The 22,494-nt window shown below is 71.9% G+C and carries 19 protein-coding genes and 1 pseudogene; 6 read left to right on the plus strand and 14 right to left on the minus strand.

The features are described from left to right. Window positions 1–12: 12 nt before the first annotated feature. The 4 genes from ABTY61_RS04520 to ABTY61_RS04535 form a co-directional block, all read right to left on the minus strand. Window positions 13–567, minus strand: a complete 555-nt coding sequence (locus ABTY61_RS04520) for an NUDIX hydrolase (protein WP_502895214.1) — start codon at window positions 565–567, stop codon at window positions 13–15. Window positions 568–782: 215 nt separating this feature from the next. Beyond that, entirely contained in the window at window positions 783–914 is a 132-nt protein-coding gene (locus ABTY61_RS04525) for a hypothetical protein (RefSeq protein ID WP_350503441.1), read from the minus strand. Next, a complete protein-coding gene (locus tag ABTY61_RS04530) occupies window positions 902–1,153 on the minus strand; it encodes a hypothetical protein (RefSeq protein ID WP_350503442.1) in 252 nt (83 codons plus the stop codon). Before ABTY61_RS04530 ends, ABTY61_RS04525 begins: the two co-directional genes overlap by 13 nt. Further along, window positions 1,150–1,512 carry an ATP-binding protein gene (locus tag ABTY61_RS04535; RefSeq protein ID WP_350503443.1) on the minus strand — a complete coding sequence of 121 codons (363 nt, stop codon included), beginning with the start codon at window positions 1,510–1,512 and terminating at the stop codon, window positions 1,150–1,152. Before ABTY61_RS04535 ends, ABTY61_RS04530 begins: the two co-directional genes overlap by 4 nt. A gap of 296 nt (window positions 1,513–1,808) precedes the next feature. Between ABTY61_RS04535 and ABTY61_RS04540 the strand changes: the two genes are divergently transcribed. Further along, window positions 1,809–2,669 (plus strand): helix-turn-helix domain-containing protein, encoded by an 861-nt coding sequence (locus ABTY61_RS04540; protein WP_350503444.1) that lies wholly within the window; start codon window positions 1,809–1,811, stop codon window positions 2,667–2,669. Beyond that, window positions 2,662–2,862 carry a DUF397 domain-containing protein gene (locus tag ABTY61_RS04545; protein WP_350503445.1) on the plus strand — a complete coding sequence of 67 codons (201 nt, stop codon included), beginning with the start codon at window positions 2,662–2,664 and terminating at the stop codon, window positions 2,860–2,862. The genes ABTY61_RS04540 and ABTY61_RS04545 overlap by 8 nt, the downstream gene beginning before the upstream one ends. A 59-nt stretch (window positions 2,863–2,921) precedes the next feature. Here ABTY61_RS04545 and hutI read toward each other — a convergent pair whose 3' ends face one another. From hutI to hutU, 4 genes are read right to left on the minus strand one after another with little or no spacing between them, the layout of a single operon-like run. Continuing rightward, window positions 2,922–4,097: an imidazolonepropionase gene (gene hutI, locus ABTY61_RS04550; RefSeq protein WP_350503446.1), complete on the minus strand. Its 1,176-nt coding sequence runs from the start codon at window positions 4,095–4,097 to the stop codon at window positions 2,922–2,924. A gap of 32 nt (window positions 4,098–4,129) precedes the next feature. After that, window positions 4,130–5,491, minus strand: a complete 1,362-nt coding sequence (locus tag ABTY61_RS04555) for a formimidoylglutamate deiminase (RefSeq protein ID WP_350503447.1) — start codon at window positions 5,489–5,491, stop codon at window positions 4,130–4,132. After that, window positions 5,482–6,663, minus strand: a complete 1,182-nt coding sequence (locus tag ABTY61_RS04560) for an allantoate amidohydrolase (protein WP_350503704.1) — start codon at window positions 6,661–6,663, stop codon at window positions 5,482–5,484. The genes ABTY61_RS04555 and ABTY61_RS04560 overlap by 10 nt, the downstream gene beginning before the upstream one ends. Before the next feature lie 17 nt (window positions 6,664–6,680). Further along, window positions 6,681–8,348 (minus strand): urocanate hydratase, encoded by a 1,668-nt coding sequence (gene hutU / locus ABTY61_RS04565; RefSeq protein ID WP_350503448.1) that lies wholly within the window; start codon window positions 8,346–8,348, stop codon window positions 6,681–6,683. Window positions 8,349–8,528: 180 nt separating this feature from the next. Between hutU and ABTY61_RS04570 the strand changes: the two genes are divergently transcribed. Beyond that, a complete protein-coding gene (locus tag ABTY61_RS04570) occupies window positions 8,529–9,101 on the plus strand; it encodes a Uma2 family endonuclease (RefSeq protein WP_350503449.1) in 573 nt (190 codons plus the stop codon). Window position 9,102: 1 nt separating this feature from the next. On the opposite strand, the gene ABTY61_RS04575 is transcribed toward ABTY61_RS04570, so the two are convergent. Together ABTY61_RS04575 and ABTY61_RS04580 are read right to left on the minus strand one after the other, a co-directional pair. Continuing rightward, window positions 9,103–9,423 (minus strand): hypothetical protein, encoded by a 321-nt coding sequence (locus ABTY61_RS04575; protein WP_350503450.1) that lies wholly within the window; start codon window positions 9,421–9,423, stop codon window positions 9,103–9,105. Between the two features lie 138 nt (window positions 9,424–9,561). Then, window positions 9,562–10,431, minus strand: coding sequence for a MurR/RpiR family transcriptional regulator (locus ABTY61_RS04580; protein ID WP_350503451.1), 870 nt, complete (start codon window positions 10,429–10,431; stop codon window positions 9,562–9,564). A gap of 254 nt (window positions 10,432–10,685) precedes the next feature. Between ABTY61_RS04580 and ABTY61_RS04585 the strand changes: the two genes are divergently transcribed. Beyond that, on the plus strand, window positions 10,686–11,120 hold the full coding sequence (locus tag ABTY61_RS04585; protein WP_350503452.1) for a hypothetical protein: 435 nt from the start codon (window positions 10,686–10,688) through the stop codon (window positions 11,118–11,120). 28 nt (window positions 11,121–11,148) lie between these two features. On the opposite strand, the gene hutH is transcribed toward ABTY61_RS04585, so the two are convergent. Continuing rightward, complete coding sequence (gene hutH, locus ABTY61_RS04590; protein ID WP_502895215.1) at window positions 11,149–12,726, minus strand: histidine ammonia-lyase; 1,578 nt, start codon at window positions 12,724–12,726, stop codon at window positions 11,149–11,151. A gap of 444 nt (window positions 12,727–13,170) precedes the next feature. On the opposite strand from hutH, the gene ABTY61_RS04595 reads away from it, so the two are divergent. Further along, on the plus strand, window positions 13,171–16,383 hold the full coding sequence (locus ABTY61_RS04595) for an NACHT domain-containing protein (RefSeq protein ID WP_350503454.1): 3,213 nt from the start codon (window positions 13,171–13,173) through the stop codon (window positions 16,381–16,383). Between the two features lie 603 nt (window positions 16,384–16,986). Here the strand turns inward: ABTY61_RS04595 and ABTY61_RS04600 are convergent. The 3 genes and pseudogenes from ABTY61_RS04600 to ABTY61_RS04610 form a co-directional block, all read right to left on the minus strand. Next, a pseudogene (locus ABTY61_RS04600) lies at window positions 16,987–18,117 on the minus strand (GGDEF domain-containing protein); the annotation flags it as partial. 349 nt (window positions 18,118–18,466) lie between these two features. Further along, complete coding sequence (locus ABTY61_RS04605; RefSeq protein ID WP_350503455.1) at window positions 18,467–19,588, minus strand: adenylate/guanylate cyclase domain-containing protein; 1,122 nt, start codon at window positions 19,586–19,588, stop codon at window positions 18,467–18,469. Between the two features lie 173 nt (window positions 19,589–19,761). Further along, window positions 19,762–20,667: a biotin--[acetyl-CoA-carboxylase] ligase gene (locus tag ABTY61_RS04610; protein WP_350503456.1), complete on the minus strand. Its 906-nt coding sequence runs from the start codon at window positions 20,665–20,667 to the stop codon at window positions 19,762–19,764. A 200-nt stretch (window positions 20,668–20,867) separates the two neighbouring features. Here ABTY61_RS04610 and ABTY61_RS04615 point away from each other — a divergent pair, with 200 nt between their 5' ends. Further along, window positions 20,868–22,478: an acyl-CoA carboxylase subunit beta gene (locus tag ABTY61_RS04615; RefSeq protein ID WP_502895216.1), complete on the plus strand. Its 1,611-nt coding sequence runs from the start codon at window positions 20,868–20,870 to the stop codon at window positions 22,476–22,478. Window positions 22,479–22,494: the final 16 nt, after the last annotated feature.

Below are 22,494 nucleotides of genomic sequence, written 5' to 3' on the forward strand. Positions count from 1 at the left end.
TTTGCCCGTGTGTCACTGCTGACGGGTGGCCAGGATGTGCAGGAGCGCCACCAGAGTTCCCGAACCCATGAGCTTCCCCTCTGCCATGAGCACCGGAATCTCGGACATCGGCACCCAGGCGACGCGGCCGGCCTCCTCACCATCCTCCGGCTCGCCCACGAGTGTCGCTCCATGACCGACGAACACCTCGTGCGGCGAATCCACCATGCCGACCATCGGCTGGAATGTGACCACATGATCGAGGTGATCCGGTCGCCAGCCGGTCTCCTCCTCGACCTCGCGCAGAGCAGCCCCCAGGCCATCCTCTCCGGGATCGACGATGCCGCCGGGAAGCTCCCATCCCCAGGACTGCGGCACGAAACGGTAGCGCCAGAGCATCAATACGCGGTCGTTGTCATCCAACACAGCGGCTATGGACACGCGCTTCAAGCGCACGACGTGGTGTTCGAAACGCGCAACACCAGGAGGCTCAACGTCCACGAGGGCCAGCTGTACCCACGGGTTGTCATAGACCAAACGGTCGCCGTAGATCTTCCACGGCTCGATCCCATCGGCCTGAGCGCTCATCGGCAATCACATCCCGGGAAGGTGGCAGTGGGCATAGTTGACCACACTCACCGAGCGGAGGACGTGTTCGGGTCCTCGTTCTTCCAGGGATGCTGTTGGCGAGCGTGCACTGGTTTCCTCCGGCGACTGCACACCCTGTTCGCAGCGCCCCGACTGCATCCGGTCGGACACCCGCGAGGCCCTCGCCCCGAGTGGGCGAGGGCCTTCGCGCGCTTTCAGTGCTTCTCGTCGTGCTCCTCGGGGCGTTGCATCTTGAGGGTCGCGATGACGCCGAGGGCGACGGTGGCGATCGCGAGGGCGAGGAGGGCGAGGAGGATCGCGCCGACGAAGAATTTCACCGGTGCCACGCCTCGTCCCGCTCCAGGTCGCGGAGGAGGTGGAGGAGGTTGAGGAGAGTGCTGACCGGCGCGTTGCCGAAGTCGACCAGGATGCGGCCGTCGAGGGTCGTTTCCGGGGTGCCGGCCGAGCCCCAGAGGAGCCCGTGCGGGAGGCCGCGTCGGTGCAACTCGCCCAGGAGGGTGGTGATCTGGGGTTCGGTGTAGTCGCGCATCCGGGGGTCGTCCGGGGCGATGGGGTCGCGGGTCACGAGGCGGCGTCCAGCTCGTACCAGGTGCTCTTGCCGCGCTTCTGGGGGTCGACGCCCCAGCGGTGGGTGAGGCCCTCCACGAGCTGGAGGCCCCGGCCGGTCTCGGCGAGGCCGGTGGGGGTGCGGGGCTGCGGGAGGGCGTCGCTCTCGTCGGAGACCGTGACGCGGAGGGTGCGGTCGAGGATGGAGAACCAGACGACGGGCGCGGGGGTGGCCCCGTGCCGCCAGGCGTTGGAGATGAGCTCGCAGAGGGCGAGTTCGGCGTTGAAGATCGCGTCGGCGTCCCAGCCGCTGCGGGTCATGGCGTCCCGCAGGGCCTGCCGGGAGAGGGTGAGCGAGGGGGTGTTACGGGTGCACACGGGAACCTCCGTGAGGCTGTGGTGTGGGGAGAGGTGATGACGGTCGTCACCGTGAGCCAGACCGGGGCGGCGGTTGCTCTTCGGGGTGCGGGCAGCAGGCGCCTACTACCTTGGATGCAGGCATTACTGACGATCCGTCGGATCGAGCTGAGAATGACGATAGCGCATCGACTCTTTAATTAAAGCGAAGCGGGAGAAGGTTCCTCCTCACGGGGGATACTCGTCGCCGAGCCCGGATGGATCCACCGGCGACCGGCGCGGCACACTGGCCTCTGCGCATCATCAGAGAGGACGCCATGGCCCTTCGGATCCCCACCCTTCGTCAGCGACGCCTCGGCGCTGAATTGCGAAGGATGAGAGAGCAGGCTGGCTTCGGCGGCAGCCACCTCGCCAGGCTGCTCGGGGTGACTCCCGCCCTGGTGAGTCAGATGGAGATCGGGAAGTCGGCCGTCAGCGTGGCGCGCCTGCACGAGATCGCGGAAGCCTGCATGTGTGCCAATGCGCCCCTGGTCGAAGCGCTCGCCGTCATGGCCAGGGAGCGGGACTCGGCCTGGTGGGATGAGTACCGAACGGCGCTCGCGGCGGCCCCGATCGATGTCGCAGAGATCGAAGGCCGCGCGAAGAGGCTCAAGAGCTTCACCATCGGCATCATCCCGGGACTGCTACAGACGACCTCGTATGCGACTGCGGTGATCGCGACCGGGTTCACCGCTCTCCCCGGGCGAGAGGTCGATCGGAGAGTGAAATTCCGGCTGCGGAGGCAGCAGATCATCCGGTCCGGAGAAACGCCGTATACCGCACTCATCCATGAAGCAGCGTTGCGCATCCAGTACGGCGGGCCCGCGGTACTCAGGGAACAGCTCGATTCCCTCGTCCGGGACTCCGAGCTTCCGAGCGTCTCGTTGCGAGTCGTGCCCTTTGCGACAGCCAACTTCCCCGGTCCCAGTGAGAACCTGCTCTACGCAGAGGGGCCTGTGCCAGAGCTGGACACGGTCCAGGCCGACTCGTCTCACGGCTCCCACATCTTCGACTCACCCGCCCAGCTGGCGGGCTATCGCGCAATCTTGGAACGCCTCGAAGCCGTCGCGCTCCCAGAGAGCGAGTCGCGGGATCACATTCGCTCGATCATGAAGGAAATGAACGGCAGGCATGAATAGCACCGAGTGGCAGAAGTCCAGCTTCAGCGAGGCGAACAACAACTGCGTTGAGGTGCGCACATGTGGAGGGGTGATCGAACTTCGCGAGTCCGATGAGGGCGATGTCATCGTACGCACCGCGCCTCTCCAGTTCGCCGACTTCCTCCAGGCCGCCAAGGCGGGCGAGTTCGACCACCTCATCGCCACTCCCTGAACGCGAAGCCCCCGCGCCCGCCACCCCGGGGGCGCGGGGGCCGCTTACGGTCCCCGGGCTCAGACTTCGCGAACTCCCGCCCGCCACACCGCCGCCGTGAGCGGGACGCCCGGGCGGTAGGCCAGGTGCACGTGCGACGGGGCGTCCAGCAGCAGCAGGTCCGCCCGCGCGCCCGCCGCGACCGTCCCCACGTCCGTCCGCCGCAGCGCGTGGGCGCCACCGGCCGTGGCGGCCCACACCGCCTCGTCCGGCGTCATCCCCATCTCCCGCACTGCCACCGCGATGCAGAATGCCATCGAACTGGTGAAGCTGGAGCCCGGGTTGCAGTCCGTGGACAGCGCCACCACCGCGCCCGCGTCCAACAACCTGCGCCCGCTCGGGTACTCGGCCCGCGTGGAGAACTCCGCCCCCGGCAGCAGGGTCGCGACCGTCGCCGACCCTGCCAGCGCCGCGACATCCTCGTCGGTCAGATGCGTGCAGTGGTCCGCCGAGGCGGCCCCCAGCTCCACCGCGAGCTGTACGCCCGGCCCGTAGGTGAGCTGGTTGGCGTGCACCCGCGGCGTGAGGCCCTTCTCGATCCCCGCCGTCAGAACAGCCCGCGCCTGGTCGCCGTCGAAGGCGCCCTTCTCGCAGAACACGTCCACCCAACGGGCGTGCGGCGCACACGCGTCCAGCATCTCCCCCGTCACCAGCTCCACGTACCCCGCCGGGTCCTCGGCGTACTCCGGCGCCACGATGTGCGCCCCCAGGTACGTCGTCTCCGGAGTATGGGCAGCCGCGATCCGCAGCGCCCGGGCCTCGTCCTCGACCGTCAGCCCGTAGCCGGACTTGCACTCGATGGTGGTAGTGCCCTGCCGCAGCGCCTCCCGGACGAACCCGGCCAGGTTGGCGTCCAGTTCAGCATCCGAAGCGGCCCTGGTGGCCGCCACCGTCGTCCGGATGCCGCCCGCCGTGTACGCCTGCCCGGACATCCGGGCGTTGAACTCGGCGGTGCGGTCGCCCGCGAACACCAGGTGGGCGTGCGAGTCGACGAAGCCGGGCAGCAGCGCCCGGCCCTCGGCGTCGAAGCGCTCGTCCGCCGCCGGGGCCTGGGCGGCCGGGCCGACCCAGGCGACGGTGTCCCCGTCGATCACCACGGCCGCGTCGGTCAGCAGGCCGAGCGGCCCGGTGCCCTGCCCGGGGTCATTGGTGACCAGGCTGCCGATGCCCGTGATCACAGTGGTCCTGGTGCTCAAGACAACGCCTTCCTAAGGAAATTGAACCGGACTCAGTAGTCCAGCGCGCCGATCGCCGAGCGCAGCGCCCCCGGCACGTCGGCCACCAGCTGGTGCACGCCGTCCCGGACGACGTGCCGCCCGCCGACGACCAGGTGCCGCACGTCCGCCGCCGAGGCCGCGAACACGGCGATCTCGGCGCCGAGCCGGGGCGGCGGCCCGGCCGTCCGTACCGAGTCCAGCGCGATCACCGTGAAGTCGGCGAGCGCCCCGGCCTCGATCCGCCCGGCCTCGGGCCAGCCGAGCGAGGCATGGCCGTCCTCGCTGCCGGCCCGCAGCAGCGCGTTCGCCGTCCAGTGGCCGCGCGTCCGGGTCCGCAACCGCTCGTCCAGCTCCAGCGCCCGGGCCTCCTCCCACGGGTCGATCACCGCGTGGCTGTCGCTGCCCAGCGAGATCGGGCTGCCCGCCGAGGCCAGCCGGCGGGCCGGGCCGATGCCGTCGGCGAGGTCCCGCTCGGTGGTGGGGCACATGCAGACGGTCGTCCCCGAGTCCGCCAGGAGCTTGACGTCCTCGTCGGTGAGGTGGGTGGCGTGCACGGCCGAGGTGCGCGGGCCGAGCGCGCCGTGGTCGGCGAGCAGCCGGGTCGGGGTGACGCCGTGCGCGGCGAGGCAGGCGTCGTTCTCGGCGGTCTGCTCGGACAGGTGGACGTGCAGCGGTGCCTTGCGCATCGCCGACCAGTGCGCGACGGTGCCGAGCTGCTCGGCCGGGACGGCCCGGACGGAGTGGATGGCGGCGCCGATCCGGGCGTGCTCGCGCGGCTTGAGCGCGTCCGCGCGGGTGGCCCAGGCCTCGGCGTCGCCGTCGCTGAACCGCAGCTGCGGGTGGGTCGGTTCGGCGCCGAAGCCGGAGGACAGGTAGCAGGTGTCCAGCAGGGTGATCCGGATGCCGGCCCGGCCCGCCGCCTCGATCAGCGCCTCGCCCATCGCGTTGGGGTCGGTGTAGCGGGCGCCTCCGGGCGCGTGGTGCAGGTAGTGGAACTCGCCGACGGCGCTGACCCCGGCGAGCGCCATCTCGGCGTAGACGGCGGTGGCGAGCGCCAGGTAGCTGTCCGGGTCGAGCGCGCCGGCGAACCGGTACATGGTGTCGCGCCAGGTCCAGAAGGTCCCGGAGCCGACCTGGACGTGCCCGCGCAGCGCGCGGTGGAAGGCGTGCGAGTGGGCGTTGGCCTGGCCGGGCAGCAGCAGTCCGTCGAGCCGGACGGCGCCGGGCGGGCAGGGCCCGCTGTCCGGCGTCACGGTGGCGATCCGACCGTCCGCACCGACGGTGATCAGCACGTCCGGCTCGACCACCGGCCCGTTGTGGTGGGGCAGCCAGGCGTGCTCCGCCCAGTAGCTGACCGAAGGGGTCACTGACACGCCAGGTCCTCCAGTACGTCGGCGAGGGCGGTGACCCCGGCCAGGCAGTCGGCCTCCTCGGCGTGCTCGGCCGGGGAGTGCGACACGCCGGTGGGGTTGCGCACGAACAGCATGGCGGTCGGGATCGCGGACGCCAGGATCCCGGCGTCGTGTCCTGCGCCGGTGGGCAGCACCGGGGCGTCGAGCAGCTTGGCGAGCCGGTCGCGCAGCGGGCCGTCGAAGTCCACCACCGGGGTGTACGACTCGCGGGTCAGCTCGACCCGGACGCCGTCGCGCTCGCCGCGCTCGGCGGCGGCCCGCTCGATCTCGGCGACGAGTTCGGTCAGGGTCCGCTCGTCGGCGGCCCGGGAGTCCAGCCAGCCGCGCACCAGCGAGGCGATCGCGTTGGTGCCGTTGGGCTCCACCGCGACCTTGCCGAAGGTGGCCAGCGCGCCCGCCAGCTTCGCCTTCTTGCGGGCGGAGAGCACGGTGTTGGCGTAGGTCAGCATCGGGTCGCGGCGGTCCTCGATCCGGGTGGTGCCGGCGTGGTTGGCCTCGCCGTGGAAGTCGAAGCGCCAGCGGCCGTGCGGCCAGATCGCGCCCGCCACGCCGACCGGCTGCCCCTCGGCGAGGTAGCGGCCCTGCTCGACGTGGAGTTCGACGAAGGCGCCGATCCGGGCGAGCCGGTCGTCGTCCGCGCCGAGCGCGGTCGGGTCGTAGCCGGCCTTCTCCATCGCGTCGGGCAGCCGCAGGCCGTCGGCGTCGCGCAGCTCGTACGCGGCCTCGCGGGAGAGCACCCCGGCGGTCAGCCGGGAGCCGGTGCAGGCCACGCCGAACCGGGCGCCCTCCTCGTCGCCGAAGTTGACGATCGCCAGCGGCTTGCTGAACTCCGCTCCCCTGCCGCGCAGTTCGTCCAGTGCGGCGAAGGAGGAGACCACCCCGAGCGGGCCGTCGAAGGCGCCGCCGTCCGGGACGGAGTCCAGGTGCGAGCCGGTGACGATCGCGCCGGGGGCGACCGGATCGCCCAGCCAGGCCCACTGGTTGCCGTTGCGGTCCAGCTCGTACGTCAGGCCGCGGTCGCGGGCCTGCTGCTCGAACCAGGCGCGGCACTCGGCGTCGGCGGAGTTCCAGGCGAAGCGGCGGTAGCCGCCGGAGGCGGCGGAGCGGCCCACGGGGAGCAGCTCCGCCCACATCTCTTCGAACGAAGCCGTCACAGCTCACCCATGGGAACGCGCACCCCACGCTCATCCGCGACCTCGGTCGCGCGGTCGTAGCCCGCGTCCACGTGCCGGATGACGCCCATGCCCGGGTCGTTGGTGAGCACCCGGCGGATCTTCTCGCCCGCCAGCGCCGTACCGTCGGCCACGGTGACCTGGCCGGCGTGGATCGAGCGGCCGATGCCGACGCCGCCGCCATGGTGGATGGACACCCAGGAGGCGCCGGAGGCCACGTTGACCATGGCGTTGAGCAGCGGCCAGTCGGCGATCGCGTCGGAGCCGTCCAGCATCGCCTCGGTCTCGCGGTACGGGGAGGCCACCGAGCCGCAGTCCAGGTGGTCGCGGCCGATCACGATCGGCGCGGACAGCTCGCCGGAGGCGACCATGTCGTTGAAGCGCTCGCCGGCCTTGTCGCGCTCGCCGTAGCCGAGCCAGCAGATCCGCGCGGGCAGGCCCTGGAAGTGCACCTTCTCCTGGGCGAGCTTGATCCAGCGGGCCAGCGACTCGTTCTCCGGAAAGAGGTCGAGGACGGCCTTGTCGGTCTTGTGGATGTCCTGCGGGTCGCCGGAGAGCGCGGCCCAGCGGAACGGGCCCTTGCCCTCGCAGAACAGCGGGCGGATGTACGCCGGGACGAAGCCGGGGAAGGCGAAGGCGCGGTCGTAGCCGGCCAGCTGGGCCTCGCCTCGGATCGAGTTGCCGTAGTCGAAGACCTCGGCGCCGCGGTCCAGGAAGCCGACCATGGCCTCGACGTGCCGGGCCATCGACTCGCGCGAGCGGGTGGTGAACTCGGCGGGCTTGGCGGCCGCGTAGTCGGCCATGTCGTCGAAGGCGACGCCGACCGGCAGGTAGCTCAGCGGGTCGTGGGCGCTGGTCTGGTCGGTGACGATGTCGATCGGCGCGTCCATCGCGAGCAGCTGCGGGAACAGCTCGGCGGCGTTGCCCAGCAGGCCGATGGAGAGCGGCTGCTTCTTGTCGCGGGCCTCCACCGCGAGCTGGAGCGCGTGGTCGAGGTTCTTGGCCTCGACGTCCAGGTAGCGGTGCTCGATCCGGCGGGAGATGCGGGACGGGTCGCAGTCGATACAGATCGCCACGCCGCCGTTCATGGTGACGGCCAGCGGCTGGGCGCCGCCCATCCCGCCGAGGCCGGCGGTGAGGGTGATGGTGCCCTCAAGGGTGCCGTTGAAGCGCTTGTTGGCGACGGCGGCGAAGGTCTCGTAGGTGCCCTGGAGGATGCCCTGGGTGCCGATGTAGATCCAGGAGCCGGCGGTCATCTGGCCGTACATGGTGAGCCCGAGGCTCTCCAGCCGACGGAACTCCTCCCAGTTGGCCCAGTCGCCGACCAGGTTGGAGTTGGCGATCAGCACGCGCGGCGCCCACTCGTGGGTCTGCATGACGCCGACCGGCCGCCCGGACTGGACCAGCATGGTCTCGTCCTGCTTGAGCCCCTGCAGCGTCTTCACCATGGCGTCGAAGGAGCGCCAGTCCCGCGCCGCCTTGCCGGTCCCGCCGTACACCACCAGCTTCGACGGGTGCTCGGCCACCTCGGGGTCGAGGTTGTTCATCAGCATCCGCAGGGCAGCCTCCTGCTGCCACCCCTGCGTCGTGAGCCCCGTCCCGCGCGCCGCACGCACCTCGCGCGGCCCGCTCGCCTGCTGCACCATGTCCCGGCCTCCCTGCGGATGAATTCATTCAAGCCCTGCTCGGCTGAATATAACTAAACAACCGGCTTTCGACCAGACCTGGACCAATCCGATCAGCCCCGCCATTCGCCGACTCGGCGCGCTAGCCTGAACCCGGCGAACACCAGCCACTCGGCCCAGCGCCAGGGAGCGGAGGACACGATGACGGCCATCACCGTGCGGCCCGGCAGACTCCGGGATGCGGCGGAGGAGATCGAGCGCAGCACCGGACTTCGCGTCCAGATCATCGGAGGAACCCTGATGATGTCCCCCACTCCTCGCGGCAAGCACGCGGGGACGGTGCAGGAGCTGCGTGACCAGCTCATCCCGCAACTCCCCAAGGACCTCCGCGCCTACGAGGTCTCGTCGATCTGCATGCCCGACGACGAGGACGACTATGCGACCCCCGACTTGGTCGTCCTGCCGAAGGACTGGGGCCGCGACGACGAGTGGCTCGCCGATCCGCATGACGTCGTCTTCGCCCTGGAGGTGATCTCCAGCTCGGAGCGAGCCCGAGGCATCGCGTCCAAGACCGACTGGTACGCCACCGCCGGCGTGGCCGCCCTCCTCGCGACCGACCCCCGCGACGGCACCTGGACGCTCTACACCCACCCTCGCGACGGCGAATACCGAGGCGTCCTGCACGGCAAGTACGGCGAGCCCGTCCCGCTGCCCACTCCGCTGCCCGCCGAGCTGGACACCTCTGATCTCCCGCTCTACGCCCCCCGCGCCTGAATCACGCGGCCTCGTCGCCGTCCCAGTCGATGCCGATCTCGGCGAGCCAGCGGCGGTCGGCGGCGTCCGGGGCGGGCGGGGTGGGTGGGCGGGGGATGTTCTGGACGGGGCCGAGGCCGTACTTCTCGGTGGCCGCGGTGGCGTGGGCGTCGGGTTCGATGACGCCGACGTGGACGGCGGACTCGTCGCCCGGGTCGAGGACGGTCAGTTCGGGTTCGGGCAGGCGCCGCAGGGTGACGCGGCGTCCGCAGGCGGGGCAGGACCATTCGTCGGCACCCGAGGCCAGGCGGGCGACGAACTTCATCTCGTGGATCACGCGCATGGGCGGCACCCCCTGCACTAGGGGATGCCCGGCTTCGTGACGAGTAGTCCTTCAGCCGTTGTTGGAAGCTGCGCCCCCGCCAAGCCGCGCCCACTCCAAGCCGCGCCCAGTCCAAGCCGTGCCCAGTCCAAGCCGTGCCTACTCCAAGAAGAGGCCCCGGGCCGCCGCGGACTGCTCGATCGCCTCCAACCGGGCCTCCGCGCCCGGGAGTTCGTCGCACATGCTCTGCAGCAGCACCCGGCCGAGCATCATCGGCGCGCAGGCGGTGTCGAAGACCAGCCCGGTGCCGACGGCGGCCGGCAGCATCAGGTCGGAGAGCTTGGCGACCGGCGAGAAGACGCTGTCGGCGACGGTGAGCACGGTCAGCCCGCAGTCCCGGGCGACCACCAGGGCGTCCATCAACTCCCGCGGGTAGCGCGGCAGCGCGAAGCAGAGCAGCGCGGTGGCACCCGCCGCGGTGGCCTGTTCCAGCCGGTCGGCGAGCATGCTGCCGCCCTCGTCCAGCAGCCGGATGTCCGGGTGCACCTTGGCCGCAAAGTACGCGAAGCCGCGGGCCTGCGCCGAGGCGGCCCGCAGGCCGAGCACCGGCAGCGGGCGGGAGGCGGCGAGCAGCCGGGCGGCCCGGATGATCGGTTCGGGGTCGGCGAGCAGTTCGGCGAGGTGGCGCAGGTGGGCGATCTCGGCGAGGACGGCCTGCTGGTGCTCGTTGCGCACCGCGTCGTCCGGGGTCTCGGGCGCGGCGGGCTCGCCGACGCCGAGTTCGCGCAGCTGCTTGCGCAGCGCCGGGTAGCCGTCGTACCCGAGGGCGACGGCGAAGCGGGTGACGGAGGGCTGGCTGACCCCGGCGAGTTCGGCGACCTCGACGCTGGACAGGAACGGGGCCTCGTTGGCGTGCCGGACGAGCGAGTGGGCGATCCGCCGCTGGGTGGGTGTCAGCCGGTGCCCCTCGAACAGCTGGAGCAACCGGGCGGAGGGGCCGACGCTGCCGGCCTCGTCGGTGGCGGTCATCAGCTGGTACCTCCGGATGCGTGCGGTTCGGACGACGACTGTGCAGCAGTGCGGCGCCGCTGGCAAAGACGTCTCGTACGACGGGACGCTTCCTGAGACGTCCCACGGTTCGGACGCCGTCCCGGACAGAGCACACCGAGGAGCGGACGTCCTGCGCCGGCGGCCTCGGGGTAACCCTGATTTCTCCCTGAGCCCGCCCGGATTCCCCCCGCGAACGGATGGACCGGGCGTCGCGGCGGCCCCACGCTACTGCCATGGACACTCGCCAGGACGAACTGCGGCGCGACCTCGACGCCACCCTTCAGGCCCGCAAGGAGCTGGGCAAGGACTACGAGGACGAGCTCCTCGACTCCTTCATGAAGCGCCTCGACGCCCGCCTCGACGCCCGGGTGGAGCGCTCGGTGGCCGCACGGCTGGACGACCACGAGCCGTCCCACCACCGCGACCGGCACCACGGCCGCCCCCACCGCGGCTGGTCCGCCAACCGGTCCGGCAACAAGCTGGCGGTGGTCTCGCTGGCCCTGGGCATTCCGCTGACCGCGATCGCGGCCACCCCCAGCAGCGGCGGCTTCGCCGGACTGCTGGCCTGCTGGGCGGGCATCGTCGGGGTCAACTTCGCCGCCGCGCTGGGCAACCGCCGCGACCGCGACGAGCGGAACGACCGCCGGTCGCGGAACGACTGGGACTGAGCCCCAGCCGTCCCGCACCGCCGTCACCTCAGGCCAGCGGCCCGGTGACCCGCTCCACCGCCCGCACCAGGTCCCCGGAGGCGACCAGCGCGGCGGCGGCCTCCAGGTCCGGCGAGAGGAAGCGGTCCCGGCCCGCGCCGCCGACCCCCGCCTCGCGGGCGGCGGCCATCGCGGCCGCGGTGGCCGGGGCGATCCGACCGGCCGAGTCGGCCTGCTGGCGGATCTCCAGCGCGCGGGCCGAGGCGGTCAGCTCGACGGCGAGGATCCGGCCGAGGTTGTCGACGGCCTGGCGCAGCTTGCGGGCGGCCGACCAGCCCATCGACACATGGTCCTCCTGCATCGCGGAGGACGGGATCGAGTCGACCGAGGCCGGGACGGCGAGCCGCTTGTTCTCGCTGACCAGCGCCGCCTGGGTGTACTGGGCGATCATCAGGCCGGAGTCCACGCCCGGGTCGTCGGCCAGGAAGGCAGGCAGGCCGTGCGAGCGGGCCTTGTCGAGCAGCCGGTCGGTGCGGCGCTCGGAGATCGAGCCGAGGTCGGCGGCGGCGATGGCGAGGAAGTCCAGCACGTAGGCGACCGGCGCGCCGTGGAAGTTGCCGTTGGACTCCACCCGGCCGTCCGGCAGCACCACCGGGTTGTCCACCGAGGCGGCGAGCTCGCGCGAGGCGACCAGCTGGGCGTGCGCCAGGGTGTCCCGGCCGGCCCCGGCGACCTGCGGGGCGCAGCGGATCGAGTAGGCGTCCTGGACCCGCGGCGCGTCGTCCTGGTGGTGGCCGGTGAGGCCGGAGTCCTTGAGCACGGCGAGCATGTTGGCGGCGCTGAGCGCCTGGCCCGGGTGCGGGCGGATCGGGGCGTGCAGCTCGGGGGCGAGCACCTTGTCGGTGCCGAGCAGCGCTTCCAGGGTCATCGCGGCGGTGATGTCGGCGGTGGTGAACAGCCGCTGGAGGTCGGCGATGGCCATCACCAGCATGCCGAGCATGCCGTCGGTGCCGTTGATGAGGGCCAGGCCCTCCTTCTCCAGCAGCTCGACCGGCTCGATCCCGGCGGCGGCGAGCAGCTCGGCGACCGGCTTCTCCACGCCGTCCGGGCCGGTGGCGGTGCCCTCGCCCATCAGCACCAGGGCGCAGTGCGACAGCGGCGCGAGGTCGCCGGAGCAGCCGAGCGAGCCGAACTCGCGGACCACCGGGGTGATGCCCGCGTTGAGCAGGGCGGCCATGGTCTGGGCGACCAGCGGGCGGACGCCGGTACGGCCGGAGGCCAGGGTCTTCATCCGCAGGAACATCAGCGCGCGGACCACCTCGCGCTCGACCGCCGGGCCCATGCCCGCGGCGTGCGAGCGCACCAGCGAGCGCTGCAGCTGGGCGCGCAGCTCGGGGCTGATGTGCCGGACGGCGAGGGCGCCGAAGCCGGTCGACACACCGTAGACGGGGCGCGGCTCGGCCGCGAGGGCGTCGATCCGGGCGCGGGCGGCCGCCATCTCGGCGAGCGCGTCGGGGCCGATCTCGACCCGGGCGTTGCCCCGGGCGACGGCCAGTACGTCCTCCGCACTGACGTCGGCCTTGCCGACCTGGACCAGCGGAGCGTCGGGGGCCACAGCACTGTGCATATCCATATACACCATCACATCAGGTGAATGAAGATATGACAACAGCTGCTCGCCATCCGGATTCTCCGCCGTCCCGCCTCCCCCCGCACCTGCGGGCCGCGGCCGGGTGTCCATCCGCGCGCCGCGGTGATTCGATGGAAGGGTCTCTTGGGAGAGTCGTGATAGCCCATGGTGACCGTCCTGCGACATTCAGGGGGGAAGGGATACCCGGGGGGCAAGGTCAGACCCCGCAACGCGCCGCGCCTGGTACGCCTGCACCAGACGGCCCGCCGACTGCACCGGTGGGCCCGGCGGACCTTACACGGCTTCCGGCTCAGGTGGCTGTTCCGCCGGAAGGTCGTCCAGGTCCGGTACCGGGTCACCTGGCCATCGATCCGGAAGTACCTCACGGCGCTCCCCGCCGTACTGTTCCTCGCGTTCATCGGCTTTTCCGCCTACCACGTCGTGGCCGGCACCAAGAACCCCATCGACACCCGGTGCAACGACTCGGGCACCTCCTGCAGCACGGTCCAGACCTTCGTGTGGCCGTTGCTGTCCGTCGCGCTGGCGACCACGCTGTTCGTCTTCTACCGGTACGTGCGGATCCGCCGGCCCATCGTGCGCAAGGCCAAGCGTCGTCCCCAGCAGCTGGTGTCCCCAGCCGGGATCGCCGTCGAACGGATCGTGGGCCGTGAGCAGCTGTGCCAGGTCATCTGCCGGTCACTGGGCGACCACCAGAACCGGCGGCCGTACATCCTGGTGGGCGGCGTCGGTTCGGGGAAGACCGCCGTCCTCATCCAGCTCACCCAGATGCTCGCCCAGCAGGGGCGGGTGCCGGTCCCGATCAGACTCCGCAGGACCGACCCCCGGGAGGGCCTGGACTTCCGCGAGCTGGCGCGGGAGGTGTTCGCCGACGAGTCCGATCCCGGGGCGCTGCTCTCCTCGGAACAGAGCGCCAAGGTCTGGCGGCAGCTCTGCAAGGACGGCCGGGCCGTCGTGGTCGCGGACGGCCTGGAGGAGGCCCTCACCAGCGGCGGTCGGCAAGGGGACCGGGACAACGTCATCCGCGGCGCGATCGACCGCGCCGAGCGGCAGAACCTGCCGCTCGTGATCGCCTCCCGCCCGCACACGCCGCTGGAGGAGACCTACGCGTCGATCATCAATCTGGAACCCCTCTCCGAAGAGGCCGCCCTCAGCTTCCTGGCCCGGGACGATCCGGAGCCGGACACCCACCGGCTGGACTGGATCGTCGAGACGGCCAAGGTGAGCGAGTCCCCGCTCTACATGGAGCTCACCAAGGAGCTGGCCCAGCACCATCTGCTCGAACACCTGAAGAGCGCCAAGAGCTCCAACCCGCTCAACACCCGAAGCCGCGACCGCTCCACCCTGCGCCTGTGGTTGCTGGACACCTGGAAGTCCGCCCTGATCAGCGGCCATCTGCGCGAGGACGTGGCCCTGACCAGGACGCAGCGGGAGGAGAGCATCCACGTGCTCTCGGCACTGGCCACCATGGGCCTGCTGCAGGACCACCTGGAAGTCCACTACGCCGAACTGTTCGATCCGAAGAAGCGCTTCAAGGGCCGGGAGAATCTGCGCGAGGCGGCCAAAGCCCTGCTGAAGCGGCTCGGCGAGCTGGTGCCCGACCTCCCGCTGCGGGACTACCTGGAGGACTCCCGGAGGGACCGCGACCGCACGAGGGACCGCGCGAGCCTCTACGCCCTCCACGCCTCCCGAGGCGAACAGCTGGGCCTGGTGGAGGCCCGCGGCGACCGGGTCCTCTTCCCGCACAGCATCCTCCAGGCCTACCTCGGATCCGAGTTCCTGGACGAGCTCGGCGAGTACCTCCCGGAGCTGCTCGTCAGCGAGGATCTCGGCCGCGAGCTGTTGATCAGCCTGGCCCTCCGCGCCTGCCGGGACACCACGAAGGCCACCGAGAACATCGCGCACATGCTCATGAAGGCGGCCAACCAGCGAACCGATTCCAAGGCCCTCGACCTCTACGCGACAGCTCTGGAGGTCGACCTCCATGCCCCCGGCGCGAAACCGAAGGGCACTGCCTCCAAGCACGACCTGATCACCGACTTCCTGCGCGAGCGGTGGTCGGCCGTCACCACCGGCGACCAGCGGAGCCTGGACGAGGCCAGGGAGCGCCTGATCCACCGCTACGGCGAGGTCATGCGCGAGATCACCAGGCTGCAAGGCCTCAACCCCCCTCGGTGGCCGGAGGACGGACCGCCGCCCGCCTACACGTCCCTCCTGCAGATCGCGTTCAAGGAGAAGTCCTACGCGCTGCGACTGGCCATCGTCCAGGAGCTGGGCGCCGGCGGCGACGCGGCCTTCGACGCGCTGCGCACGTTCTTCCGCCGCAGCACGTACGTGACCGGCTCCGACCCGGTGAAGCAGTACCACCTGCTGCTGGCAGACGAGCAGAGGTGGGGTCAGAAGGCCAGCGACGATGCCGTCAGGGCGCTCGACGAACCGACCCGGCAGAAGGCCAGGATGGAGGCGGACGCGGCGCACGAGGCCAGGCAGGGCATCTGGCGGCAGTTCGCCATCCGCGCCTCGGTCGTGCCCATGATCGTCGGCTCGGTCGGCCCCGACCGGCGGGACGAGGCGGCCGAGCGGCTGCGCCTGTGGCTCCAGCATCTCGACCCCGGCAGCTGCCCGAACGGCCGCGCCGATCTGCCGCTCGCCTTCGAGGTCGCCCTCGCCCAGGGCTTCAAGGGCGCGGCCAACCGCCGTCGGCGCCACCCCAACGCGACCGACGAGACGCGCGAGCTGCTGATCGAACAGGCGGAGACCATGCTGGCCCGGTCGCGGTACTGGTTCGCCCAGCTCACCCTGATCCACGCGCTCTGCCTCTGGGAGCTGCCCGACCGCCCCGATCGCCCCGACCGCTCCGCCGTGACCGAGCCGGACGCCGAGGAGTCCGCCGACCGCCGCGGCCGCCGCCCGGCCACCGACCCGCACGACGCCGTCGAACGCTGGCTCAGGCTGGTCGGCAGCGAGCGCGCGCCCACCGACCACCGCGACGAGGACCAGACCCGCCGCGGCGAGCGGCTCCACCCCTTCGTAGCCCGGGCCGCCGATCTGGCCGTCCTGGCCCTGGAGACCGGCCGCCCCGAGCAGTACCTCTGGATCGACGAGAAGGGCGCCATGGAGAAGGTCGGCTCCGCCTCGGGCGATCCGCAGTACTTCCGCAAGCACAACCTGTGGATCCCGCCGTCGGTCGGCTGGTCCATCCTGGACCCCCGGGCGCAGCAACTACTGGCCGACGTCCTGCTGCTGCTCAACCTCACCGAGCGCAACGACGACCCGGACGCGATCGAGGACCGGCTCGTCCGCTCCAACCGCAACTCGCTGCCGCCCTGCCTGACGAAGGACCGCTCACCCCTCCAGCCGAGGCGGACGGTCGGCATGGCGTACACCGCCGAACCCGGCAACACCTGCCTGCGCGACTGCCCGTTCGAGCTGTGTCCGTACCCGCCCAAGGGCGACCTGCCCCGGGCCGAGCTGCAGGAGATGTTCTGCCTCCAGCAGCAGGCCCTGCTCCGCTGGCGCCGGGGCCGGTTCTACGCCCTGACCCTGAAGCGCGCGCCGTGGCAGGGGATGACCTGCAAGGAGCTGCGGCATTTCTGGGGCCAGATGGCGGAACGCACCCGTAAGCCCCGCCCGTGACACGGCCCCTCACCCCACCGGAGGCGAGGCACCCCCCGCCACCGCCACCGCCACCAACCCCCGCATCGCACTGGCCACCTGGCCGAGCGGCAAGGTCGCATCGTCGGCGAACAGCTCCACCAACCACCCGCCCGCCGGATTCTGACCGCCCGCCGCGACCATCCCCCGGTACCCGGAGACGACGAGCATCGCCTCCTCCGCCGGATCGTTCCCCGCCGCGCCCGCCCGCAGCGCGAACGCCCCACCACGGACGGCCCTCCTGGTCATCGGATAGTGCCGCAGGTCGAACACCGCGTCGGGCGCCTCGATCCGGGCCCGCTGGGTCTCGGCCCGCGTGCTGCTGGGCCCGCTGGTCATCCGGTAGACGGCGTGCCGGGCGGTGCGCATCAGCTGGGAGCCGGGCGGCACGTACGAGACCCACCAGCCGACCGCGTCGAGCAGCCGGGCGGAGGTCTCGGCGACGACCGCCAGCTTGCCGAGGGTGTCGGCCGGGTGGACGGCCCGGGCGGCCGCGGCCCGGTCGAGGGCGGAGAGGACGGCGGTGAGCAGCTGCCCGGGGTCGGCGCTGTGGGCGGCGCCGCGGAACCGGCGCCGGTCGGCGGTGCCGGCCCGGCCGCCGGGCCCGCGGCGTCCGTCGGCGCGGTGGTGGGGGTCGGCGGCGTCGGCGAGCAGCACGGTGGGGTCGGGCGAGAAGCCGGGGCCGTGGCTGCGTCCGGCGACGACGGGGTGGGCGGCGCGGGCGGCCTTGGCCCGGTACTGGGCGGCGTCGGCGAGCCGGAAGAGCCGGTCGGGGGTGGTGACCGGCCCGATGGAGTCCCCGGTGGAGGCGACGCCGCAGGCGACGCCCTCGCCCTCGGACAGCGCGAGGGCCCGGGCGCACAGCTCTTCGGCGACGGCGACCACCTCGTCGGCCTTCTGCCCTTCGGCGAGCAGGCAGAACTCGTCCCCGCCGAGCCGGGCGGCGAGGCTCCCGGGCAGTTTGGCGGCGGCCAGGGAGAGCTGGTGGGCGAATCGTTCCAGCAGCCGGTCGCCCATCTCGTGGCCGAGCTGGTCGTTGACCCGCTTCAGTCCGTTGACGTCGCAGACCACCAGCGAGACCACGGTGTTGTCCCGGTTGTGGGCCTCCAGCGCGCTCTCCAGCCGGGCGTCGACGGCGCGCCGGTTGGCGAGGCCGGTGAGCGGGTCGGAGAAGGCGAGTCGGCGCAGGTCGGCAAGGCGCTCGGTCTGGGCGAGGCCGGCCGAGATCTGGGCGGCGAGCAGGGTCGCGTAGTCGGCGTCGGCCTGGGTGAAGGTGGGCCGGCCGACGGACCGGGCGAGGTAGAGCTCACCCCAGGCCTGCCCGTGCAGCACGATCGGCGCGACCACGCAGCAGGCCCGGCCGCGCCGGCGCAGCGCGGCGGCGCGTTCCTGGCAGTACGCGCCGGCGGTCGGGTGCGTGTGCCCGGCGTGCGGCTCGACATTCTCGGCGGTCTGCAGCCAGGCCCGCGGCAGCCGACCGGTGGTCCAGCGCTCCTCCAGGTAGGTGACGATCTCCGGGAAGTCCGCGACCGGGTACGACTCGTCCTCCGGGAGCTCCTCCTCGCCGGGCGCGAGCGCGCCGTGGTTGACCAGCACCCGCAGCCGGCCGGATTCGCGGTCCCAGACCGACACGGCGGCCATGGTCGCGCCGAGGGCCTCGGTGGCCCGGGCGGCGGCGGCCCGGACGGCCTCCAGCGGGGTGAGCGCCCCGGCCATGTCCTGGGCGAGTTCGACCACCGATTGCAGCCGCAGGTCGGGCAGCGGGTCGGCGCGGTGCGGGCTCTCGCAGTCGCAGCCGCGGTCCGTCATGATCGCCTCACTGCTCACCGGCTCGCCTCGCTCCCTGTGCCAGGTCCTGCCGGACCCCCACCGGTCGGCCGTACCAGTCGGCCGCTTGCACCAAGACTATGGCGATTTCGTTCGGTTTTGCCCCGTTTGCCCAGACATCCCCACAAGCGACCGTACGACCTTCAACCGTTCGGCCACCCCGAAACCGCCACCCCGAAACGCCACCGCGAGCACAGCCCGGAGCACCACCAGGGAGCGATACCCCCGGCCGGAGGCCCTACTCCGCCTTCATCCGCCGGGTCAGCAGCCACGGCTCCACCAGCCCCAGCCCCCGCACCGGCCGCCGCCACATCGGCTGGAGGTGGAACCGCGCCCCCGCGTCCGGCCCCGGCACCGGCAGCCCGGAGGCGGGCATCCCGGCCGCCACCGACAGCGCCTCCGCCAGGCCGGGCCCCTCCGAGTCGGCGGCGGCGACGCTGCCGTTCTGCTCCAGGGCGGCGGCGAACTCCCCGTCGATCAGCACCGCGTCCTTGGGCGCGATCGAGGTGAGCCGGCTGGCCAGGTTCACGGTGGTGCCGAACACGTCGCCCATCCGCTGGGTGACCGTGCCGAAAGCCATGCCGACCCGCAGCGCCGGGATGGTCTCGTCCTCGGCGAGGGCGTCGATCAGGCTGAGCGCGATCTCGGCGGCGGTGGCCGGGTCCTCGGAGACGTAGAGGATCTCGTCGCCGAGGGTCTTGATCACCCGGCCGCCCTGCCCGGCGATCAGGTCGGAGCAGGTGTTCTCGAAGGTCTCGACCAGTTCGCCGAGCTCCTCCTCCTCCAGCCGCCGGGACAGCCGGGTGAAGCCGACCAGGTCCGCGAAGCCCACCGCGAGCCGGCCGCTGGTGATCTCGTGGTCCTCGGCGGCCTGCACGACCCGGCCGGTGACGGCGGCCAGCTGGCGCCGCCAGACGTACACCAGGAACTGCTCCAGCTCCGGCAGCAGCAGCTCGACCAGCGGGTACGCGACATCGGCGCGGGTCAGTCCGGGCTCGACGGCCTGGGTGAGGTTCTCCAGGAAGGTGTCCATCTGCCAGCCGGCCAGCCGGGCCGTGGTCTGGCCGGTGGAGCGGGCCACCTGGATCGCCATCGACTCGCTGAGCAGCCCGGACTCGACCAGGCCGGCCAGCCGCCGCAGCGCGATCACGTCGCCGTCGGTGAGTGCCCGGGACTGGCCGATGTCGGGGAAGCCCATGGCCCGCCAGAAGCGGGTGGCCAGCTCCATCGGGACGTCGGCGGCGCGCGCGGCCTGGTACGGGGTGTAGCGGCGTGGTGCGTCCAGGATCAGGCGTTCCAGTTCGAGCGCGACCGTGGGGTCGTGGCTGCCCGCCGCCCCGCTGTTGCCGTCCTCTGCCACCGGTCCGTCCCCGTGCGGTTGCCGCACTTGCCTCGTTTCCTACCTGTCCCGGCACCCCGCCCGCCACCCGTGCGGACAGTGGCGCGCCTCACACCGCTGCCAGGTGGAATGTTCGCACGGAATCACGTGATCCGGAGCATCCGCCCGGGTCAAGGAGAGGTGAAGACTGCCGTTCAGCGCGGTTCGGGGCGCGGTTCGGGGCGGACGTGGACCACGTCCCCCGCGCCGACCGCCCGGCGTGCGCCGTCGGCGGTGCGGACCACCAGCCGGCCGTCCCCGTCGATCGCCACCGCCTCGCCGACCAGCTCGCGGTCGCCCGGCAGGTGCACCTTCACCTGACGGCCCAAGGTGCTGCAGCGGTCCGCGTACGCACGCAGCAGGTCACTGGCGTGCGGATCCCCCGCGGCCGCCGTCCACTCCCGGTAGAGCCCGGCGAACTCGCGCAGCAGGGCGCGCAGCAGGACCGAGCGGTCGGTGGTGGCGGCGCCCGCCAGCGCGAGCGAGGCGGCGGTGGGGACGGGCAGTTCCGCGGTGCGCAGCGAGACGTTGAGGCCCATGCCGACCACCACCGCGCCGCCGCTCAGCTCGGTGAGGATGCCGCCGAGCTTGCGCTCCGCTCCGTCGATCTCGGTCTGCAGGTCGTTGGGCCACTTCAGCCCGACCTCGACCCCGGCCACCCGGTCGAGGGTGCTGGCGGCGGCCACGCCGACCAGGATCGGCAGCCAGCCGTACCGCTCGACCGGCACCTCCTCGGGGCGCAGCAGGAAGGACAGGAACAGTCCGGAGCGCGCCGGGGCGGTCCACTGCCGGTCCAGCCGGCCGCGCGCGGCGCTCTGCGCCTCGGCGACCAGCACCGCGCCCTGCGGGGCGCCGGAGCGGGCCAGCGCGGCGAGGTCGCTGTTGGTCGAGCCGGTCTCGGCGACGACGTCCAGCGAGGTCCAGAGCCCGCCCGGGACGACCAGGTCGCGGCGCAGCGCCTCCTGGTCCAGCGGCGGCCGGTCCAGGTCGGTCCAGGGGGACGGTCCGGTACGGCCGAAGCCGCGCAGTCCACTGCGGCGGGGGGTCTCGGGTGCGGTCATGCTGAGCAGACTAGAGGCCGCACTCCGCCTCATCGTCCCGCAGAACGCTCGTTGACACACTGTGTCGATGGCCATAACGCCAGGACATGCCGCATCGCCCGGCGCGCTGGTTACGCTACGCAGCGGTAGTTCGCAGCGCCGCCCTGCCCTCGTGCGCGAGCCCCCGATCCCGGCCCGCGCGATCGAACAGGTCGCGGCCCATGATCAGGGAGAGCCACCGGATGACCGAGGCGCCGTACGACCCCCACACCACCGCCGGGAAGCTGGCCGACCTGCGGCGCAGGCTGGACGAGGCGGTGCACTCCGGCTCGTCCAAGGCCGTGGAGAAGCAGCACGCCAAGGGCAAGCAGACGGCCCGTGAGCGGGTCCTGGAGCTGCTGGACGAGGACTCGTTCGTCGAGTTCGACGAGTTCGCCCGGCACCGCTCGACCAACTTCGGCCAGGAGAAGAACCGCCCGTACGGCGACGGCGTGGTGACCGGCTACGGCACCGTCGACGGCCGTCAGGTCGCCGTCTTCGCCCAGGACTTCACCGTCTTCGGCGGTTCGCTCGGCGAGGTCTTCGGCGAGAAGATCGTCAAGGTGATGGACTTCGCGCTGAAGACCGGCTGCCCGGTCATCGGCATCAACGACTCCGGCGGCGCCCGGATCCAGGAGGGCGTGGTCTCGCTCGGCCTGTACGGCGAGATCTTCCGCCGCAACGTGCACGCCTCGGGCGTCATCCCGCAGATCTCGCTGATCATGGGCCCCTGCGCGGGCGGCGCGGTCTACTCCCCCGCGATCACCGACTTCGTGGTGATGGCCGACCAGACCTCGCACATGTTCATCACCGGCCCGGACGTGATCAAGACGGTGACCGGCGAGGACGTCGGCATGGAGGAGCTGGGCGGCGCCCGCACCCACAACACCAAGTCCGGCAACGCCCACTACCTGGCCACGGACGAGAAGGAGGCGATCGAGTACGTCAAGAGCCTGCTGTCGTACCTGCCCTCCAACAACCTGAGCGACCCGCCGTCCTACCCGGAGCAGGCGGACCTCTCGGTCACCGACGAGGACCTCGAACTCGACGCCATCGTGCCGGACTCGGCGAACCAGCCGTACGACATGCGCAAGGTGATCGAGCACATCGTCGACGACGCCGAGTTCCTGGAGACCCAGCCGCTGTACGCGGGCAACATCCTCACCGGCTTCGGCCGGGTCGAGGGCCACCCGGTCGGCATCGTCGGCAACCAGCCGATGGACCTGGCCGGCTGCCTGGACATCAACGCCAGCGAGAAGGCCGCGCGGTTCATCCGCACCTGCGACTCCTTCAACATCCCGGTGCTGACCTTCGTGGACGTGCCCGGCTTCCTGCCCGGCACCGAGCAGGAGTGGGACGGCATCATCCGCCGCGGCGCCAAGCTGATCTACGCCTACGCCGAGGCGACCGTCCCGCTGATCACCGTGATCACCCGCAAGGCCTTCGGCGGCGCGTACGACGTGATGGGCTCCAAGCACCTGGGCGCCGACCTCAACCTGGCCTGGCCGACCGCGCAGATCGCGGTGATGGGCGCCCAGGGCGCGGTCAACATCCTGCACCGCCGGGAGATCGCCGAGGCCGAGGCGGCCGGCACCGTCGAGGAGAAGCGGGCCGAGCTGATCGCCTCCTACGAGGACACCCTGCTGAACCCGTACCTGGCCGCCGAGCGCGGCTACGTCGACGCGGTGATCGCCCCCAGCGAGACCCGCCGGCACATCGTCCGGGGCCTGCGGGCGCTGCGCGGCAAGCGCGAGGTGCTGCCGCCCAAGAAGCACGGCAACATCCCCCTGTAGGCACCACCCACTCGGG

This window comes from Kitasatospora sp. NPDC096128, assembly GCF_040303105.1.
In the GTDB taxonomy this organism is placed as follows: domain Bacteria; phylum Actinomycetota; class Actinomycetes; order Streptomycetales; family Streptomycetaceae; genus Kitasatospora.

Coding starts and splice junctions, on each gene's coding strand:
- ABTY61_RS04580 (WP_350503451.1), bottom strand. CDS start 10,431: ATGACCGCCACCGACGAGGCCGGCAGCGTCGGCCCCTCCGCCCGGTTG.
- ABTY61_RS04560 (WP_350503704.1), bottom strand. CDS start 6,663: ATGTGGGCGGAGCTGCTCCCCGTGGGCCGCTCCGCCGCCTCCGGCGGC.
- hutH (WP_502895215.1), bottom strand. CDS start 12,726: ATGCACAGTGCTGTGGCCCCCGACGCTCCGCTGGTCCAGGTCGGCAAG.
- ABTY61_RS04615 (WP_502895216.1), top strand. CDS start 20,868: ATGATCAGGGAGAGCCACCGGATGACCGAGGCGCCGTACGACCCCCAC.
- ABTY61_RS04570 (WP_350503449.1), top strand. CDS start 8,529: ATGACGGCCATCACCGTGCGGCCCGGCAGACTCCGGGATGCGGCGGAG.
- hutU (WP_350503448.1), bottom strand. CDS start 8,348: ATGGTGCAGCAGGCGAGCGGGCCGCGCGAGGTGCGTGCGGCGCGCGGG.
- ABTY61_RS04575 (WP_350503450.1), bottom strand. CDS start 9,423: ATGCGCGTGATCCACGAGATGAAGTTCGTCGCCCGCCTGGCCTCGGGT.
- ABTY61_RS04520 (WP_502895214.1), bottom strand. CDS start 567: ATGAGCGCTCAGGCCGATGGGATCGAGCCGTGGAAGATCTACGGCGAC.
- ABTY61_RS04585 (WP_350503452.1), top strand. CDS start 10,686: ATGGACACTCGCCAGGACGAACTGCGGCGCGACCTCGACGCCACCCTT.
- ABTY61_RS04610 (WP_350503456.1), bottom strand. CDS start 20,667: ATGACCGCACCCGAGACCCCCCGCCGCAGTGGACTGCGCGGCTTCGGC.
- ABTY61_RS04540 (WP_350503444.1), top strand. CDS start 1,809: ATGGCCCTTCGGATCCCCACCCTTCGTCAGCGACGCCTCGGCGCTGAA.
- ABTY61_RS04545 (WP_350503445.1), top strand. CDS start 2,662: ATGAATAGCACCGAGTGGCAGAAGTCCAGCTTCAGCGAGGCGAACAAC.